The organism is Streptomyces sp. NPDC005151 (assembly GCF_053599875.1).
Window position 1 is genome coordinate 13,399 of the sequence record NZ_JBSFYR010000002.1, and the last position, 18,863, is coordinate 32,261.

General features: G+C 70.2%; 11 protein-coding genes and 2 pseudogenes. 8 read left to right on the forward strand and 5 right to left on the reverse strand.

Features of this window, described 5'->3' with window-relative positions; all coding sequences use genetic code 11:
- The first annotated feature begins 277 nt into the window (after positions 1-277).
- Positions 278-3,844, forward strand: a complete 3,567-nt coding sequence (locus ACWD6R_RS01595) for an ATP-dependent DNA helicase (protein ID WP_451816847.1) — start codon at positions 278-280, stop codon at positions 3,842-3,844.
- 55 nt (positions 3,845-3,899) lie between these two features.
- Here ACWD6R_RS01595 and ACWD6R_RS01600 read toward each other — a convergent pair.
- Positions 3,900-4,787 (reverse strand): annotated as a pseudogene (locus ACWD6R_RS01600) (hypothetical protein); the annotation flags it as partial.
- Here ACWD6R_RS01600 and drmB point away from each other — a divergent pair.
- Together drmB and drmC are read left to right on the forward strand one after the other, a co-directional pair.
- The gene (gene drmB / locus ACWD6R_RS01605; RefSeq protein ID WP_451816848.1) at positions 4,717-6,204 is read left to right on the forward strand and encodes a DrmB family protein; all 1,488 of its coding nucleotides are present in this window, start codon (positions 4,717-4,719) and stop codon (positions 6,202-6,204) included. The pseudogene ACWD6R_RS01600 and the gene drmB sit on opposite strands and share 71 nt — an antisense overlap.
- On the forward strand, positions 6,201-6,983 hold the full coding sequence (drmC, locus tag ACWD6R_RS01610) for a DISARM system phospholipase D-like protein DrmC (RefSeq protein WP_451816849.1): 783 nt from the start codon (positions 6,201-6,203) through the stop codon (positions 6,981-6,983). The genes drmB and drmC overlap by 4 nt, the downstream gene beginning before the upstream one ends.
- A gap of 81 nt (positions 6,984-7,064) precedes the next feature.
- Here the strand turns inward: drmC and ACWD6R_RS01615 are convergent.
- Positions 7,065-7,352: pseudogene (locus tag ACWD6R_RS01615) on the reverse strand (DUF3533 domain-containing protein); the annotation flags it as partial.
- Between the two features lie 166 nt (positions 7,353-7,518).
- Here ACWD6R_RS01615 and ACWD6R_RS01620 point away from each other — a divergent pair.
- Entirely contained in the window at positions 7,519-10,974 is a 3,456-nt protein-coding gene (locus ACWD6R_RS01620) for a DNA polymerase III subunit alpha (RefSeq protein WP_451816850.1), read from the forward strand.
- Positions 10,971-11,975 carry a DNA polymerase Y family protein gene (locus tag ACWD6R_RS01625; RefSeq protein ID WP_451816851.1) on the forward strand — a complete coding sequence of 335 codons (1,005 nt, stop codon included), beginning with the start codon at positions 10,971-10,973 and terminating at the stop codon, positions 11,973-11,975. The genes ACWD6R_RS01620 and ACWD6R_RS01625 overlap by 4 nt, the downstream gene beginning before the upstream one ends.
- Before the next feature lie 242 nt (positions 11,976-12,217).
- Here ACWD6R_RS01625 and ACWD6R_RS01630 read toward each other — a convergent pair whose 3' ends face one another.
- Entirely contained in the window at positions 12,218-13,714 is a 1,497-nt protein-coding gene (locus ACWD6R_RS01630) for an IMP dehydrogenase (RefSeq protein WP_451816852.1), read from the reverse strand.
- Positions 13,715-14,402: 688 nt separating this feature from the next.
- Between ACWD6R_RS01630 and ACWD6R_RS01635 the strand changes: the two genes are divergently transcribed.
- The 3 genes from ACWD6R_RS01635 (at position 14,403) to ACWD6R_RS01645 (ending at position 17,426) form a co-directional block, all read left to right on the forward strand.
- The gene (locus ACWD6R_RS01635; protein WP_451816853.1) at positions 14,403-15,293 is read left to right on the forward strand and encodes an esterase/lipase family protein; all 891 of its coding nucleotides are present in this window, start codon (positions 14,403-14,405) and stop codon (positions 15,291-15,293) included.
- A 142-nt stretch (positions 15,294-15,435) separates the two neighbouring features.
- Positions 15,436-15,900 (forward strand): GNAT family N-acetyltransferase, encoded by a 465-nt coding sequence (locus ACWD6R_RS01640; RefSeq protein WP_451816854.1) that lies wholly within the window; start codon positions 15,436-15,438, stop codon positions 15,898-15,900.
- 47 nt (positions 15,901-15,947) lie between these two features.
- Positions 15,948-17,426 carry a methyltransferase domain-containing protein gene (locus ACWD6R_RS01645; protein ID WP_451816855.1) on the forward strand — a complete coding sequence of 493 codons (1,479 nt, stop codon included), beginning with the start codon at positions 15,948-15,950 and terminating at the stop codon, positions 17,424-17,426.
- On the opposite strand, the gene ACWD6R_RS01650 is transcribed toward ACWD6R_RS01645, so the two are convergent.
- Complete coding sequence (locus ACWD6R_RS01650; protein ID WP_451816856.1) at positions 17,423-17,932, reverse strand: DUF402 domain-containing protein; 510 nt, start codon at positions 17,930-17,932, stop codon at positions 17,423-17,425. The two genes, ACWD6R_RS01645 and ACWD6R_RS01650, sit on opposite strands and share 4 nt — an antisense overlap.
- Positions 17,913-18,833, reverse strand: coding sequence for an N-acetyltransferase family protein (locus ACWD6R_RS01655; protein WP_451816857.1), 921 nt, complete (start codon positions 18,831-18,833; stop codon positions 17,913-17,915). The genes ACWD6R_RS01650 and ACWD6R_RS01655 overlap by 20 nt, the downstream gene beginning before the upstream one ends.
- Positions 18,834-18,863: the final 30 nt, after the last annotated feature.

Genomic DNA, 18,863 nt, shown 5'->3' on the forward strand with positions numbered 1-18,863 from the left:
GGCCGAGAAGTGCCGGAACATCTTGTGAACTCAGTCAATGGCTGACATGCTTGACGTGGTGCGGCGGCTGAGGAGGGTTCTGTGTTCGTGGCTGTCGCCGCGCAGGAGGGGGCCGGCCCACGCGTGACCTGACCTGCGCTCAACAGGGGACGGAAGTCCGGCTCGGGAGCAAGGCTCCGACTCACCGTGACGAAACGAAGCCTGATGGTCATTCAACGTGGCGCGGATGTATACCCGGAGCGGCGTTCCGCCGGACGCCGCCAGGGAGGGGCAGCAGATGAACACCATTGTTCGTAACCAGGTCATTGCAGAGGAACAGAAGGCCGTCGACCGGGCGTACGACTGCTATACCGCGCGCCTCGCCGAGATGACCGGGACGTCGGCCGCCCAGGCCGCGGCCAGCGGCAAGGACGGTATCGCCAACCGGCTCGACGTCGTGAAGAAGGCCGAGGCGTACGCGGGACTGGGCGAGGAGTCCCTGGTGATCGCCCGTGTCGACGCGCCGGAAGATCCGGGCGAGGAGCCCCGCCCCTGGTACGTGGGCCGCCGCGCCGTATCCGATGTCCGGACCCGCGACACCGTCGTCGTGCTGTGGACCAGTCCGCTGGCCACGAAGTGGTTCGAGGCGCAGCCGCACACGCCGGGCGACGTCGTCCTGCGGCGGCAACTACGCTGCGCGCAGCAGGTCGTCGAGGACTACTTCGACGACATCGCCTCGGCGACTCCCGTACCCGTCGCCCCTGCGCTGGAAGCCGTCCCGGAACCGCGGCCCGCCGGGCACGACGCGATCACGGCGGAGCCCGTCACCGCAGACGAGGCCGGGGCGGAAGCATCGCCCGGAGGCGCGAAGCAGCCGGAATCCGGCGAGCGCGAAAAACGTGCATCGGCCCTCACGCCCGCCGACGTGGTCCGGTTCCAGCGCCGCAAGCCCCTGCAGCCGGACGACTTCCTGCTGCGCGAGCTCCAGCGCTCGCGCAGCGGCCGCATGCGGGACATCGTCGAGACCATCCGCCGCGACCAGATGGACCTGGTCACTGGCTCCCCGTCCGACATCCTCGTCGTGCAGGGCGGCCCGGGTACGGGCAAGTCCGCCGTGGGTCTGCACCGCGTGACCTGGCTCGTCAACAACGACCACTTCAAGGCCCAGGACATCCTCGTCATCGGCCCGCACCAGCGGTTCCTCGACTACGTCGGCCAGGTCCTGCCCACGCTCGGCACCCGCGACGTCAACGCCGTCCAGCTCTCCCGCCTGTGGGACGGCGAGGTTCTCGGCACCGACACGCCGCGGGCACGGCTGGTGAAGTCCGACGAGCGCATGGCGGCCGTCCTGCGGCGCCGCGTCGAGCACGAGTGCCGTCCCGAGGCCCTCGACGGTCTCCTCACCGCACCCTCCTTCGAGGGCGACGAGCCGGCGTTCACCGTCACCGCGGGCAGCACGACCCTGCGCATCCCCCGCTCGGAAGTCCGCGCTCTTTTCGACGAGGCGCGCGGCGGTGACGGCGCCCACCGCGAGCGCCGCGACCGCTTCCGCAGCCTGCTCGTCGACCGGCTCCTGCGGGAACTCGTCGCCCTGGCCCCGCGCCGTGGCGCGGACGGCACGATCCGCCGCAGCCTCGAACGCCACCGCCAGGTGGAGCGCCTCCTCGACCGTGCCTGGCCTTCGCCGGGCGCCCGGGAGACCCTGCGGACTCTCTACGACTCGCCGGACCTCCTGCACGCTTGCGCCGACGGCATCCTCGACGAGGAGGAGCAGACCGTCCTGCACCGCCCTCGGGCCGCCAAGGCCGAGGGTGAACTCTGGACCCTGGACGACCGCGTCTGCCTGGAAGAACTCCGGTACCTCATCACGGGCGAGACGCCGCGGCGCTACGGCCACATCGTCGTCGACGAGGCCCAGGACCTGACTCCCATGCAGGCCCGTGCCCTGCGCCGCCGCGTCGCGAGGGGCGGCTCGATGACTGTCCTCGGCGACCTCGCCCAGGCCACCGGCCCGTATCCGTACACCCAGTGGGACCGGCTGGGCGCGCTCCTGTCCGACCACGGCGACTGGCGCGTCGAAGAGCTGACCACCAGCTACCGCGTACCCGCCGAGATCATGGAGTTCGTCGGCCCCCTGGCCCGTACGGTCGCCCCCTCGCTTCCCTCCCCGCGCGCCGTGCGCGAGGTCGGCGCGGACGCCGTACGGACGATCGCGACCGAGCCGTGGAAGCTGCTCGGCGACACCGTCGCCCAAGCCGTGCGTCTCGTCGGCTCCAGCGACGGGCACACGCTGCGTTCCGTGGCCGTCATCGTTCCCGACGACTCCGGCTGGCTCGACGAGATCGGCCGCCACCTGGACGAAGCCGACGGCATCACGGAACAGGAACGCGAGGCGGTGTCCGTCCTGGCCGCCGCCCAGGCCAAGGGCATGGAGTACGACCACGTCCTCGTCGTCGAGCCCGCCACCATCGCCGACCGCGGCCCGTCCGGCCTGCGCCAGCTCTACATTGCTTTGACCCGTAGTACCCAGAGCCTGACCGTCCTGCACACCGCCCCACTCCCGGAGGTCCTGACGGTCACGGCCGACAGCCCGGGGCAGTCGTTCAGCGGCATCGGCATCGGCACGGACACCGACTCCGAACCGGAGGCGGCTGGAGACATCCCGGAGATCGGCACCGACATCCGGGTCCGGGTGATCGGCCACACGACCGGCGGCAACTACAAGGTCGAGGCCGTCTCGCCCACCACCCGCCGTCCGCTGCTCATGGCCGTGCGCCACGGCTCCACGCCCCCGGCCCGAGGGGCGGAACTGGATGCCTGGGTGCTGCGCCACGCGTCCAGCGTCAGCTTCGTCACGGTCGACGAACGCGGCCGCCGGCCCATCTCGCCCACCATGGCCCCGCGGTACGCGGAAGCGCTCGGCGTCGTCGCGGAACTGGCCGGCGGGAACGTCCCGGACGACTTCCGTGCCCGGCTCTCGGAGCTCAAGGGCATGGCCAACCGCTGCCTGCGCCTGGACCAGCACGACTGGCTGGATGTCTGGCGCGTACTCGGATCCCCGGACAGGGCCCGGCTGAACCTGCTACGGGATCTGGCGGCCAACGCCAACCGGACGGCGGCCTCCGGGACGCCGGACCTGGACCGGTTCCGTACCGAGCTGGAGCTCAGTGGTTGGGCCGAGGACCTGGCCGAAGCGCGGCGGACCATCGAGCGGCGCATCGGTGCCGTGGCCGACCCGGTGACGAAGGGTAAGCCGGAACATCTCGTTTCCGCGCCGCGGTCAGCGCCATTTGAGCCGGTCGCCAACCCCGAGCCGTCCGATCCGACCGAGACTCCCGCGTCGTTCGAGCCGAAGGAAATCGCCCCCATGACCGCCACCGCAGTCGCCTCCGCCCCATCGGAACAGGCAGCTCCGAGCACCGGACTTCGCCACATCCTGGAGGCCTCGGCCGCAGCCGACCGCACCTGCAAGACCCATGAGGCGGTGCGCTTCGAATTGATGGCGGCTCTCCTGCGAGCCGACCGGCAGCCGAAGTCCGACTCCTCGGTCGCCGACGTCGAGTGCGTGACCGAGGACGGCCACCTGCTGTACGAAGTGCTCGGTGCCGGTCTCGCCACGTACGCCGACCTCCGCGCGGGAGCGGTCCGCCTCATCGAGATCAACCACACGCTGCCCAAGCCTGCCGACCGCCTCTGCCTCGTTCTGGCCGGCCCCCCGGCCGAGGACTGGTCGGCGGCCACCGTCCACGACGTCTTCGGCATCCAGGTCCTGTGGCGCACCCAGCAGGGCTGGGAGGGCGAGGACGTCGAAATCGCCCTGGCCGAGGGGGTGCCGGCCCGGACGGAGGAACTGGCCAGGGAGTGAGGCCGCGGGACGTGTTTCTCGGCGCGGCGGCCTCACTCCGATGCGGGCGCCGGGCTCAGGCCCGGCGCGCCAGGTCCAGCGCCGCCGTGTGGACGAACCAGTCCAGCACCTCGCAGATCTCTTCACTGTGCTCGGTGAGGACCCGGAGCGGGAACGACGGGCGCAGTTCCAGCTTCGCCTCCGGCAGTTCGATTCCGCCGCGTCGTCCGGAGTGGTGCGCTCCGCGTCGACGAGGTCGAGGAGGTGGAGCGCGAGGAAAGTACATCTCGCCGGTCCCGGACGACGTGCCGTGGGCGTCCGCCGCAGCCAGGTCGGCGGCGGTGAGGGCCCCGTCGCGGCCCGCGATGTAGCCGAGCAGCTCGGTGGGCGGCGTCCCACCGTCGATCTGGCGGGCGATGGCCTTGAGGGCGTCCAGCGTGGAACGGCGGTTGCGCTCGCGCAGCACGAGCGCCGGCGTGAGCCGGACATACGGCACGTCAAGGCTGCGCGGCTTGGCACGCTCGACGGTCGGCAGGTAACTCCCGGCGCTGTGGGCGGCGTTGACCCAGCTGCGCAGGGCAGTGTGCAGGGCTTCCAGGTGTTCGGGGTCGCTGGCGTCCGAGGCGCCTTCGAGCACCTCGACGATGGCCTCGCGTACCGGGCCCGGGACGTGCTGCGCGCCGTCGAGCATGCCCTCTTCGAGCTCCATGCCGACACCCGTCGGGTCCGGTGCGGCGGTGAGCGTGCCGGTGGACGGGTCGAGCTGGATGGTGGCGCGGTGGGTGACGAGGTGACGCTCGACGCGCTGGCCGCCGGTTGTCTGCCAGGTCAGTCGGCCGAATCCGAGGACGAGTTCGTAGGCCTCGCCGAGGTTCGCTGCGTCCTCGTGCATCTTGTGGAGCCGGTCGTACAGCCTGACGAGCGGGTCGATCGCGCGCCGCCGCTCGGCCCAGGCCGTCCACTGCACGGCAGGTCATCTGGACGAGTTTCCGTACACGGCATACGTCCATCACGGGCAGACCTGCGCAAAGACCCCTCGTCCCAAGCTGCGTATGAAGGACCACGGCGGAAATCAGGCGGCCAACGTCACCATCGAATGCGTTGCCTGCGGTACGAAGCGCAACATCCGTGAGGCGATGGGAGAACGTGGCCGCCGAAATCTGCCGGCGTGCCGCGGACGCCACCCGCACCTGGGTACGTACGAGGGAAACGGCTGTGCCCAGGGAGCCGTACTGATGGTCGCAGGTGCGTCCAACCAGTGGTTCCCGCTGACCCTCAGCGCTCTTGCCCTGCCCAAGGGGCAGGGTGGCGACATCGAAAAGCTGCTCGACGATCACTGGCCCGATCTCCAGATCGTCGTTGAACGGGCCCAGTTCGACTTCATGGCGAGCATGAGCAAGTTCGGGTTCCTGCAACAGTTCGACGCCGATGCGGTGGTCGCTGCCATTGCCGCCCGCAAGGCCGGGGCAGGCGGACCGGCCCCCTCCGCGCCCGATGTCCAAGCGGACCTGTACGGCCCCGAGTGGGACGCCCTCTCCGGTCCCATTCCGCAGTCGAGCGACGACTTCACGCTGCGGCAGGTACGTGTGCCGGCGTCACTCGACGAGTTGTTCTCCGACGTGCGACAGGTGGAGCGCCTTCGGGAGGCCCGCGCCCTTATCGGCTTCACCCGCCTCGACGCCCCCGATCCCGAGTCGCCTGAAATCGCCACCCGGGTCGATCTCTCCCGCGGTACGCAGAACTGGGTGCCCGCCAGCGAGGTGCGCGGTGAAGGCATCTTCCTGCGGGTGCACGACGGGCTCATGGCCGAGTGGGTGGCGAGGGTGGAGAAGTCGCAGCATATGGAGGCCCACCGGGAAGCCTTCGGCCGATTCCGTACCAATCGCAAGTCGGATCGCATGACCAGTGACTTCGATCCCCTGCACGGCTGGCCCGGGGCGCGCTACATCGCTCTTCATACCCTCTCACACCTCCTGATACGGACAATTGCGCTGGAATGCGGCTACAACTCGGCTTCTCTCGCCGAGCGGATCTATGCAGGTGATGAGGAGAACCCGAGGACGGGGATCCTCGTCTACACCGCTGTACCGGACTCCGAAGGCACCCTCGGTGGCCTTGTCTCACTGGCGGAGGAGCGAGAATTCGACCGGATCGTCCGCCGTGCTCTGGCAGATGCGTCGCACTGCTCGGCCGACCCGCTGTGCTCCGAGAGGCTGCCGCACGACCCCGCCGACTTCCTTCACGGAGCCGCCTGCCACGTCTGCCTGTTCGTCTCCGAGACCACCTGCGAGCGCGGCAACCGTTTTCTCGACCGGCGCTTCCTCGTCCCGCTCACCGGAGACAAGGACCAGGTGCTCACACCGGTCGGTCTGCTGCCGTGAGCAGACGCAGCTTCGAGGCCGCGGCCGAGGCGGCGGCCGTGGCCCTCGGTCCCTCCCGTACGAAGGACCTTGCCGGGCTGCTGGCCCGGGAGTCCAGCAGAGAGCGGGCTCTGACCGAACTTGCGACGCCAGGAGTCCGGGAAGCCGTCGCGAAGCTGTACGAGGCGGTGGAGGAGAACTCGCTGCCGAGTTCGGAAGCCGCGGCCTACCTGCGGGGCTATGTCGCGGCGCAACTGCGCGCACGGGACGCGGTCCAGGTCAGAACGGTGTGGAGCGGCCCCTCCACCCCCGCGGTACCGGTCCGGGCGACCGCTCAGGTACTGGTCGAGGTCATCAACGATGCTCGTGACGAACTGCTCGCCATGACCTATGCAGCCCGCCCCTATCCGGCGCTGACACAGGCCCTGACCGAGGCCGCAGCCAGAGGCGTGCACACGCATGTGGTGGTCGAGACGCTGGCCGGCGCGCGCGGTCTCCTCTCTGGCCGGGAGCCGGCCGGCGCGTTCGCATCCGTACCCGGATTGCGTCTTTGGCACTGGGTACGCGACCCGGACGCCGACTCCTACGCGCGCCAACACGCGAAACTCGCGGTCGCCGACCGCCGTGTCCTCTTCCTCGGCAGCGCGAACCTTACGGAGTCCGCTGCCCGGCGCAACATCGAGGCGGGCGTTCTGGTGCGTGGCGGAGACGCGCCGCAACGGGCCGCCGAGCACATCGTGGAGCTCCAGCGCCGAGGAATACTTCGACCACTCCACGTATTTCGACCACTCCACGTATGAGGAAGTGTCTGGTCTCCTCGTCGAAGCGGCAGGGCGATCCGTTGCCCCCGCAGACGGGCGGCGCGGCTGCCGGAACACGCCTCAGGCGGGTGCCGAGTTGCCGGGGACCGTCTCCGTGCGCGTCGCGTCCGCGTCGTCCTGCCTGCGGCGCATGGCGAGCAGCAGGGTGAGCGCCGTGCCGACGACCGCCCACGCGGACAGCACCAGCAGCGGTCCGGTCACCGCGTTGCCCTTGAAGTACGCGATCGAGCGCGCCACCCAGGTCCCCGCACCCGGTGGCAGCGCGGGGCCGATCGCCCGCCAGAAGTCCGGCAGCATCGGCAGCGGGAAGGCGCCGCCCGCGCTCGGGGTGCCCGTGGTGACGGTGAGTCCCGGCGGAGTCGTGGTGAGCCGCTGTGTGAAATGTCGCGAAATAGGTCACGCGTTCGAATGGTGCCATCGTCCGAGGTCGATGGGGGTTAGAGTAATCGAACGAGCGTACGATGAATGTATCGGGTGAAAGGCTCAAATAGGGGTGAAGTGATGGAGGTGCGGCATGGCGGGTTACGCCCATCTGCACGTCGCGTCCGGATACTCCGCCCGCTACGGTGCCGCCCATCCCGAACACCTCGTCCGGCGGGCGGCTGAGCGCGGCGCGACGGCGCTCGCGCTCACCGACCGGGACACGGTCACCGGCGCCGTACGGTTCGCGAAGGCCTGCGCCGGAGCCGGGATCCGGCCGATCTTCGGCATCGATCTGGCCGTGGAGGCCATCGCACCCCCTCCTCCGGTGCAGCGCCGCCGCACCCCGGCGCGCGGTGGTGCCCACGTCGTCGAGCCGCCCCTGCGAGTGGTGCTGCTCGCGCAGAACCGGACGGGATGGGCACGGCTGTGCCGCATCACGTCGGCCGCGCACGCGGGCACGGCAGGCGGCGCGGCCCCGGTGGCGGTGCCGTGGGAAGCGCTGCGCGAGTACGGCGGTCCCGGTCTGATCGTGCTGCTCGGACCGCTCTCGGAGCCGGTACGGGCACTGACGGCAGGCCGGGAGGACGTCGCGGCGAAGCTGCTGGCGCCGTGGCGGGAGATCTTCGGCAGCGGTGTACGGCTGGAGGCTGTCCTGCACAGGCGGTCCGGTACGGGCCCGGGATCGCTGCGGCTGGCCGCCCGCACCCTGGGGCTGGGAGACCGTACCGACACCACCGTCGTGCTCTCCAACGCCGTCCGCTATGCCGACCCGGAGCAGCACCGGCTCGCCGACGTCCTTGATGCCGCGCGGCTGCTGCGCCCCATCGACCGGCGCCGCCTGGACAGCGGGCAGCGCTGGCTCAAGGACGAAGGAGCGATGGCGCGCATCGCGCAGTTGATCGCCGAGTGTGCCGGAGCGGACGCCCGGCGGGCAGACCGTTTGCTGGCGGACACCGCCGTCACGGCGGCCGAGTGCTCCGTCGATCCCAAGGCAGACCTGGGGCTGGGCACACCGCACTTCCCGGAACCGGCCGTGCTCGGAGTCGAGCCGGGAACAGGCGGCGCGGCACAGTTTCTGCGTCGCCAGTGCGAGGCCGGCATGGTCCGGCGCGGCCTGGACCGTGACCGGGCAGCGCTCGACCGGCTGGACGAAGAGCTCGGCGTGATCTCCGAGCTGAACTACGACTCGTACTTCCTCGCCGTCGGCCAGGTCGTGGCCGACATCCGGGAGCTGGGCATTCGGGTCGCGGCCCGCGGCTCGGGTGCCGGTTCGATGGTCTGCCACGCGCTGGGCATCGCCACGGCCAACCCGCTCGATCACCACCTGCTGTTCGAACGCTTCCTGAGCGTGCGACGGGCGTCGCTGCCCGACATCGACATCGACGTGGAGTCCGCCAGAAGGCTTGAATGCTACGACGCGATCTTCGCCCGGTTCGGTACCGAGCGAGTGGCGGTCACCGCGATGCCCGAGACCTACCGGGCCCGCCGGGCGCTGAGGGACACCGGCCTCGCGCTGGGGATCGCACCGGCGGACGTCGACCGGATCGCCAAGAGCTTCCCGCACCTGCGGGCATCGGACATCACCGGCGCACTCGCCGAACTGCCCGAACTGCGTCAACTGGCGGCCGAAGCGAAGCGGTACGGGCCGTTGTGGGAGCTCGCCGAAGGCCTCGACTCCCTGGTTCACGGCATGGCCATGCACCCCTGCGGAGTGGTCATCAGCGACGCCACGCTCCTGGACCGGCTGCCCGTGCAGCCCACCCCCCAGGGCAACTACCCGATGGCGATGGCGGCCAAGGAGGAGATCGAGGCGCTGGGCAACATCAAACTGGACGTTCTGGGCGTGCGGATGCAGTCCGCGATGGCCCACGCCGTCGCCGATATCGAACGGGCGACCGGCAACCGTATCGATCTGGACGATCCACGGCAGGTGCCGCTCGACGACGTCTTCGCGTTCAAACTCATTCAGGAGAGCCAGACCGTAGGGCTGTTCCAGCTCGAATCGCCCGGCCAGCAGGATCTTCTCTCGCGCCTGCAGCCCCGTGACCCGCAGGACGTCATCGCCGACATCAGTCTCTTCCGCCCCGGACCGGTTGCCGGGGGGATGCCTGAGCGGTACATCGCCGCACGTCATGGCGGTACACCGGCCTACGCCCACCCGGACCTCGAACCCGTGCTCGCCGACACCTACGGCGTGACCATCTGGCACGAGCAGATCATTGAGACGCTGTCGGTGCTGACCGGCTGCGATCGCGCTCTGGCCGAGGTCGCCCGGCGGGCTCTCGGTGACAAGGGGCGACTGCCCGGAATCAAGGACTGGTTCCACCGCCGGGCGGCCGCCCGCGGTTACAGCCCTGCGGTCCGGGACCAGGTGTGGAAGACCGTCGAGGCCTTCGGTGCCTACGGCTTCTGCCGGGCGCACGCGGTCGCCTTCGCCGTACCGGCTCTGCAGAGCGCCTGGCTCAAGGCGCACTACCCGGCTTTCCTGCTGGCCGGCCTCCTCGAACACGACCCCGGTATGTGGCCCAAGCGCGTCATCGTCGCCGACGCCCGCCGACGCGGCGTCCCGGTCCTGCCCGTCGACGTTAACCACTCCAGGGCGAAGCACACCGTGGAGCGGGCCGACGGGGAGCAGTGGGGCGTGCGGCTCGCGCTGTCCGCGGTGCGCGGTATCAGCGAGGAGGAATGCGCGCGGATCGAGGAGGCCCAGCCGTACGGATCACTGTCGGACTTCTGGCAGCGGGCCCGGCCCAGCCGGCCGGTCGCCGAACGCCTCGCGGAGATCGGCGCCCTGAACTCCCTGCACGACGGGCGCCTCACGCGGCGGGATCTGTTGCTGCAGATCGCTGAACTCCACCGTCAGTCCCGCACCCGGTCCGCGAGCAAGGGCCAACTGCCCCTCGACGCGGGCGCCATCGGCGGAGCGGAGCCGAGCGGCCTGCCGGAGATGACCGGACGCGAAGCCCTCAGCGCGGAGCTGAACACGCTCGGCATCGACGTCTCCAGGCACCTGATGGAGCACCATCACCGGCTGCTGCGGGAGATCGGTGCCACCGACGCGGCGCATCTGGCCGGAGCCCGTCCAGGCGGGCAGGTTCTCGTCGCCGGGGTACGGGCCTCGACGCAGACCCCGCCGATCGCCAGCGGCAAGCGCATCATCTTCGTCACCCTGGAGGACGGCTCCGGTCTGGTCGACCTGGCCTTCTTCGAGGACTCCCACCCCGCCTGCGCGTACACCGTCTTCCACAGCGGGCTGCTGCTGGTCCGCGGCACAGTCCAGGCGCGCGGCACCCGCCGCACCGTCGTCGGGACCATGGCCTGGGACCTGGAACGGATCGCCGTCGCCCGGCGCGATCACGGCCCCGAAGCGGCCCTCTCCCTGCTCGGAGTCAGCCATCCGCAACCGACGCCCGCGCAGCCGCGGCGCACCCTGATCAACGGCACGACAGGCGCCCGACTGCATCCCTACGCCGACCTGCAGCCCGCCGGCAGCCGTTCAGCCGATCTGAAGAAGCTCGGCTACACCAGCCCAGGGAGCGCAGGATGACCACACGCCGACGGCACATCGCCCACCTGCACCTGCACGCCCTGCCGTACGAAGGACGGTACGCGGACGCGATCGACCTGCTGACCGGCATCACCCCCCATGTGCAGGCGGTGTCGCCCGATGCTGTCCAGCTCGACCTGACGTCCGCGCTCAGGTACTTCGACCTCACCCCGTACGACGTGGTTCAGCTTGCGAAACTCAGGCTGTTGGCCTTGTACGGCATCGAGAGCAGTGCAGGGCTTGCCGGCAACCGCATGCTGGCCACCATGGCGGCCGACGCGTCCGCGCCGGGACACACCACCTGGGTTCCCGCCGAACAGGCCGCCGCCTGGCTGCGGCCCCGACCGGTCACCGCGCTGCCCGGAATCGGCCGCGCCACCGCGGCCACGCTCGGCCGATACGGCCTGCACACCATCGGCCAGGTCGCCGACGTACCCCTGGCGACCCTGCAACGCATTCTCGGTGTCGTCCAGGCCCGGCTGCTGACCGAGCGGGCCCGCGGCCATGATCCCCGCCCGGTCGTCCCGCTGGAACCGGCGGCACATCTGATGGCCGATCTCGTGCTCGACCAGGACTGTCTCGACCCGGTGCGGCATCACCGTGCCGTCCTGGGACTCGCCGACCGGATCGGCCAACGCCTGCGCGGTGAACGCCAGGTCACCGGCCGCCTCACGCTCACGGTGCGGTACGCCGACCGCAGTTCCACCACGCGTACGTGCAGGCTGGCGGAACCCACCGACCACTCGCCCGCCCTCGTCACGGCTGCTCTGGGCCTTCTGTCCGCTCTCGGGCTGCAGCGCGCAAGAGTTCGTGCCTTCGTGATCCGCGCCGACGACCTGCGGCCGGCCGACGGGGCTCACCGCCAACTCTCCCTGGACCCCGGTGCCGACCGCGCCCGCGCCGCTGAAGCCGCCGCGGACAAGGCCCGCCACCGCTTCGGTCCAGGAGCCGTACATCCCGCCGCTCTGGCCGAGGGCCGTCACGCCCGGGCGATGAGTTGATCGCGCGGCGGCAGGCAGCAAAGACGCCAAGGCCCGAGAGCCGCAGAATTCGCTACAGCCTCGTTCGGCGCTTGCCTACGCTTGGGGAATCGTGCTTCGACTTGCGTGAGGTGATTGCAGGAGCTCCGTAGAACTGAGTCAGTGCTTCCCGTTCGATCTCCTGAACTACTGGCGGGAGGGGGGTTATTCCGACTGTGCACTATTCCCCTCCGGCAGTAGTCCTCGGCCCTCGGCAGCCTTTCTCAGGCGACGGTCGCAGGGGTGTCCCGCAGGGTGACGTTGGCGTGGCTCTCCTGGAAGCTCTGGTCGGAGACCAGGGTCAGCCGGGCCGTGGACTGGAACTCCGGCAGAGTGGCGGAGCCGCAGGACACCATCGTGGTCATGAGTTTGGCGATGGTCAGGGCGAGCCCTTCGTTGAGGTCGCCGGCGTAGGGGACGTAGCCGTCGACGCCTTCCTCGAAGATCAGCCCTTGGCTGCCCTGGCCATAGCGCTGCCAGTTGCGGGCCCGGTTCGAGCCCTCGCCCCAGTACTCCTTCACGAAGCCGTCCCGGGTGGGCAGTTTCGCGCCGGCTGCCTGGTCGAAGCGGGCGAAGTAACGCCCCATCATGACGAAGTCGGCTCCCATCGCCAGCGCCAGGGCCACGTGGTAGTCGTGCACCAGCCCGCCGTCGGAGCAGATCGGCACGTACTCGCCGGTGCGATCACGGAAGGCGTCCCGGGCCGCGGCGACGTCAAGCACCGCGCTGGCCTGGCCGCGGCCGATGCCCTTCTGATCGCGGGTGATGCAGATGGAGCCGCCGCCCACGCCGACCTTGACGAAGTCCGCGCCGGCCTCGGCGAGGAAGGTGAACGCTTCACCGTCGACCACGTTGCCGCCGCCGGTCGGGATCTCCGGGTAGTGCTTCTTCACCCAGGTCAGGGCCTGTGCCTGCCAGTCGCTGTAGCCGTCGGAGGAGTCGAAGCACAGGGCGTCCGCACCCGCCTCCAGCAGGGCGGGGACGCGCTCTCGGTAGTCGTGGGTGTTGATGCCCGCGCCCACGCGCAGGCGCTTGGCGGTGTCCACGGCCTGGTTCGGGAAGCGCTTGTTGTCCGCGTAGTCGGACCGGAACACCAGGTACTGCAGGTGGCCCTCGGCGTCCAGCACGGGGAGGCAGTCCAGCCGCTGGTCCCACAGCCGCGCGTTGGCCTCGGAGAGCGTGATTTCGGCCTCGCCGTGGGGCAGGTCGGCGATGGCGGTCATCCGACCGCCCACCGGGCCGTCGAGGTCGTGGCGCTGGGGATGGAAGTCGCGGGAGGTCACCAGGCCGAGCAGGCGGCCGGTGCCGGTGCCGTCGTGGGTGACCGCGGCAGTGCTGTGACCGGTGCGCTGCATGACGGCGACCAAGTGGCTCAGGCTGTCGTCCGGGCGGACGTTGGTGTCGCTGGTGACGAACCCGGCCTTGAAGTTCTTCACCTGGCGCACGGCTGCGGCCTGGTCCTGGATCGACTGGTTGTGGTGCAGGAAGCTCAAGCCGCCGTTGCGCGCGATCGCGATCGCGAGTTCCGGTGTGCTGACAGCCTGCATGATCGCGGACGTGAACGGGGAACCGAGTTCGATCGCCGACAGCTCGCCCACGACGTGCCGCACCAGGGGCGTGCGCAGGTCGACCGTCGCGGGCGAGCAGTCGGTCCGGGTCCGGTTCGGCAGGAGCAGAAACTCGTTGAACGTCCTTGAGACCTCGGCGATGATCTGTGCCACTCGTTCCTCCTGACCCGTCGACCGGGGCCCGACTGCCCGGCCGTGAAGATCGCCCCGTGTCCCAAGACCCGGGCAGGCAGGTGCCGGCATGGCAGCTGTGGAGGTGCCACGAACTGCGGCAGAGCCCTGACCTGCCCGTGGTTCGAACCGGGTGCGGTCATGACCTGGCACCCTATCGATTGCCCCGCCGCTGCACGAATCTTGAGCTCGTCGTTCTGTTGCTTCAGGGCATCGGCGACCTTGGACCGAGCGCCTTGGGCGCTGACCAGCGCGTAGAACAAGTCCTTGGGTCCGGTGTGCTTGTGGGTGAGCTTGTTCCACCTCAGGCCGGACTCGGTGGCGAGGGGCTTGATGGTGAGCTGACCGTCGGAGCGCATCGGGATTCCGGCCGGCAGGCGCACCGATGGCATCGGTGATCGTCTGAATCTCCTTTTGGCCGTACACGGTAATGGAGGACGATCGACCCGCTGACTGACGTGCCGTCATATAGGTCCATGCATGCTCGAAGTGATGTCGCGTCAGGCTTTACCGACGCGTAACTTCCCCTGCTACCTTACTCGCGCGTAATTTGGCATGAGCGCGTAGAGCGCGGTACCGAACATCGGTACGGAACGTCGGTACAGAACTTGTGGTCCGGGCCGCAGGGCGCATTCATCGCAACTACCTTGAGCCGCAAGGAGATCACACGATGCTGCCCTGGACACGTGCGCCGCGCACCCCACGTGCGCGGAGAACCCTCGCCGCACTGCTCCTCGTCGTCGCAGCGTTCGCCGCCCCCACGGCGACCGCCACCGCAGCCGCCCCCGCCGCCACGGCCCCCTCCCGTGGCTGGAACGACTACTCCTGCAAGCCCTCCGCAGCCCACCCCCGCCCCGTCGTCCTGGTCCACGGAACCTTCGGGAACTCGATCGACAACTGGCTCGTCCTCGCCCCGTACCTGGTCAACCGGGGCTACTGCGTCTACTCACTCGACTACGGGCAGCTGCCGGGCGTGCCGTTCTTCAACGGCCTCGGTCCGATCGACAAATCGGCCGCTCAGCTCGCCACCTTCGTCGACCAGGTGCTCGTCGCCACCGGAGCGCCCAAGGCCGACATCGTCGGTCACTCCCAGGGCGGCATGATGCCCAACTACTACCTGAAGTTCCTCGGCGGCGCCGCGAAGGTGAATGCCATGATCGGGCTTGCCCCCGACAATCACGGCACCACCCTCCTCGGGCTGACGAAGCTGCTGCCGTACTTCCCGGGCGCCGAGGACCTGCTGAACGCCAACACGCCTGGCCTCGCCGACCAGATGGCCGGATCCCCCTTCATCACCAAGCTCAACGCGGGCGGCGACACCGTGCCCGGCGTGTGGTACACGGTCGTCGCGACGAGGTACGACGAGGTCGTGACCCCGTACCGCACGCAGTTCCTGGACGGGCCGGGCGTACGCAATGTCCTGCTCCAGGACCTGTGCCCGGTCGACCTGTCCGAGCATGTGGCGATCGGGACCGTGGACCGGATCGCGTACCACGAGGTGGCGAATGCCCTGGACCCGGCGCACGCCACCCCGACCACCTGCGCCTCGGTCGTCGGCTAGGACGACCGGTCGCTCAGTGTCCGCGCCGGGCCACGTCCCGCCGTGGCGCTCGCGACACGGCAGGGCGGCGATGCGGCCCTCTCCGTACGTGCACGAGGGCCCCACCCGTATGGCATGGGCAGGGCACTCGTACCGTGCTTCCATGATCGCCGACACGTCCGACGAGATCCGCCTCGCCGCCCCGGCCGACGTCCCCGCCGTACGGGCCGTCACCGATGCCGCCTACCGGCACTACATCGCGCGCATCGGCGTCGTCCCCGCACCCATGCGTGCGGACCATGCGGCAGATGTGGCGGCGGGCCGGGTGTACGTGACGGGGGACCCGGACGTCATCGGCGTCCTGGTCCTCGTCCCGCACGAGTCCCACCTTTTCCTGGAGTCCGTCGCCGTCCACCCGGACGCGGCCGGCCGGGGAGTCGGCCGACGGCTGCTCGCCTTCATGGACGCGCACGCCCGCAGCCTCGGCCTTCCCGAGATCCGCCTCTACACCAACGCGCTGATGTGGGAGAACCAGAAGATCTACCCGCGCTACGGGTACGAACTGGTGGAGCGGCGCGTGGACGGTCCTTACGACAGGTTCCACTACCGCAAGCGGCTGCCCCGCTGACCGACCGACTGATCGACTGTGTCAGTGGTGGCTGAGACGATCGACGCATGACGACGATCGACTGGGACTCCGCCGCCGACTCCTTCGACGAGGAGCCCGACCACGGGCTGCTCGATCCGGTGGTCCGGCACGCATGGGCGCAGCGCCTGGAGAACTGGCTGCCTGGGGGCCGCTCCGAGGTGCTGGACCTGGGGTGCGGCACCGGAAGTCTGGCGCTGGTCGTCGCCGGGCAGGGCCACCGGGTCACCGCGGTCGACCGGTCGCCGCGCATGGTCGAGCAGGCGCGGGCCAAGCTCGCAGGAACGGGCACCGAGGTGCTCGTCGGGGACGCGGCCCGACCACCGGTCGGGAAGCAGCAGTTCGACGTGATCATGGCCCGTCATGTGGTGTGGCTGCTGCCCGATCCCGAGGCCGCTCTGCGCCACTGGTTCGGTCTGCTGCGGCCCGGCGGGCGGCTGCTGCTGATCGAGGGGGTGTGGGGCGGGGTGGGCCTTTCCGCCGAGCGATTGACGGCACTGCTCACCCCGTTCACCGAGCGCATCCACCACGAGCGGCTCTCCGGCGACCCGAACCTGTGGGGCAAGCAGGTCGACGACGACCGGTACGCGCTGGTGGCGCGCGCCGAGCCGCCGCACCGGCACACCGAGATCGTCGATGTGCATCTGATCCTGCGCCGCGGCCCCGACGTCCTGCTCGCCCGCCGCGCCGGGACGGGATACGCGGACGGGCTGTTCAACGGTCCGTCCGGACATGTGGAGGACGGCGAGGACGTCCGCGAGGCGATGATCCGCGAGGCCGCCGAGGAGATCGGTCTCGCACTGGACCCGGACGAGCTGCGGGTCGCCCTGGTCATGCAGCACCGCGGTCCCGGCGGCAGTCCCCGGACCGGCTGGTTCTTCGAGGCGGAGTACGACCCCGCCCGTCCGCCGTACAACCGCGAACCGGAGAAGTGCTCGGAGCTCGCCTGGTTCCCGCTGGACGCCCTGCCCGACGACATGGTCGCGTACTGCCGTGCGGGGCTGGACGGCTACCGGGTGGGGGAGCACTTCCTGATCCACTGGCACGAGGACGGCGACACCGTGGCGTACCAGCCGCACGGTATCCGCCGCGCGGTCCCGCTGCAGTCCGGCGGGTCCGGCACCGGCGGGGTGCACCACATCGAGCTGTGGGTGCCCGACCTGGCGGTGGCCGAGGCGGGGTGGGGCTGGCTCCTCGGTGAGCTGGGCCATGTCCCGTACCAGAGATGGGAGCACGGCCGCAGCTGGCGGCGCGGTGACACCTATCTGGTGATCGAGCAGTCACCGGCCCTGGCCCCGGGACCGCACGACCGGCTCCTTCCCGGCCTCAACCACCTGGCGTTCCACGTCCGGGACCGGGCCACGCTGGACGCGCTGGTGGCGCGGGCCCCGGAGCACGGCTGGCGGCTGCTGTTCGCGGACCGCCATCCCTACGCGGGCGGCGACGCGCACTGCGCCGCCTATCTGGAGGACGCGGCGGGGTACGAGGTGGAGCTCGTGGTGCGTTAGCGTCCGTCGCCGGACGGGCGCGACGGTGCCAGCAGACCCGTGAGCCCGCCTGCGAGGGCGAGGCCTTCCAGCTCGTCCAGCGCCCGGCGGGCGGCATCCGCCGCGTCGGGATCGTGTGCGGCCAGTCCGCTCTCCTCGAACTCGTCCTCGTCCAGCCGCAGTACGGAGGAGCCGTCCGCGGACACCCACAGATCGAGATCCAGGTCCTCGACCAGCAGCTCCCCGTCGCCCAGCACCGCGGGCCGGGTGATGTCGCAGTACCAGCCCTTCAGCGTCCCCTCGCCGGTGCGGACTTCCTTCACCGCGAACCACCGGTCGCGCCAGTAGTGCTCGGTGAAGACATCGCCCGGCTCGAACCGTACGAAGCCGAAGTCGCGCACGCCCGGCGCGGCCCACGGCGCCGTCACCGTCACCCGGGTGCCGTCGTCGCGTACGAGCTCCGCCGGGTATCTGATCTTCGTCCGGCCCGCCTTGACGAGGGCGACCTCAACCGAGCTTCCGGACATGCCGCACCTCCGTGGCGCAGATCCGGTAGCCGAACCACTTGTTGATCGCCAGCATCGGGCCGTTGCCCGCGTCATTGCCGGTGTACGCGTCCGTGCAGCCGGCCGCGCGTGCGCGGTGCAGCGAGTCGGTCTTGGCGAGCTTCGCCAGACCGCGGTTGCGGTACGCCCTGCGGGTGCCGGTCATTCCCGACCAGTAGCGGGTCAGGCCGTCGGTGTTCGCCGCGCTGAAGGCCGCCACCTCGCCGTCCACCACAGCGACCGAGGTGAGCTCCCGGTCCAGACCGGGGTTGTTCCAGGTGTTCCGCAGCCAGTCCTCGTAGTCCGCGAGTTCGGCCGGGGTGTCGCTCGGTTCGTCCGCCGTGGTCTCCGCGTCCGCCTCGAACAGGGGCCGCGGGTCGTCGGCGAACTCCGCCGCGGTCCGCAGCTCCACGCCGGGCGGGAGTTCCTGACGGGGTGGCAGGGTGCCGTTGGCCAGGTCGAGATGGAGGAAGTGCGCCGGGCGGCTCGGCGTGTACCCGTGCTTCTCGGCGAAGGCCCGGTTGGCCGGTTCGTCCAGCACCCAGGTGTAGACGGCGACTGCCCCCGCCCCGGCCAGATACTCCTCGGCGGTACGCACCAGCAGCGAGCCCGCGCCGCGGCCCACCCGGTGGGGGTGCGTGTACGGATTGCAGAAGCCCTGGCCGGGCTCCGGGCTGTCGTGGGCGATACCGACCTGAGCGGTGCCGATGATCTCCCCGTTCTCCTCGGCGACCAGCAGCCTGTACCGCCTGTCGGGGTGGGCGTTGGCCTGTTCGAAGGCAACCTGCTCAGGAGTCGTCACCATGTACGGGAGGGCGGCGCGCCGCACCCGTACCCATGCCTCGGCGTCGGCGGGCACGAAGTCGCGAACGATCACAGTCATGCGACGGACGTTACGGGGAGGACCGGCCCG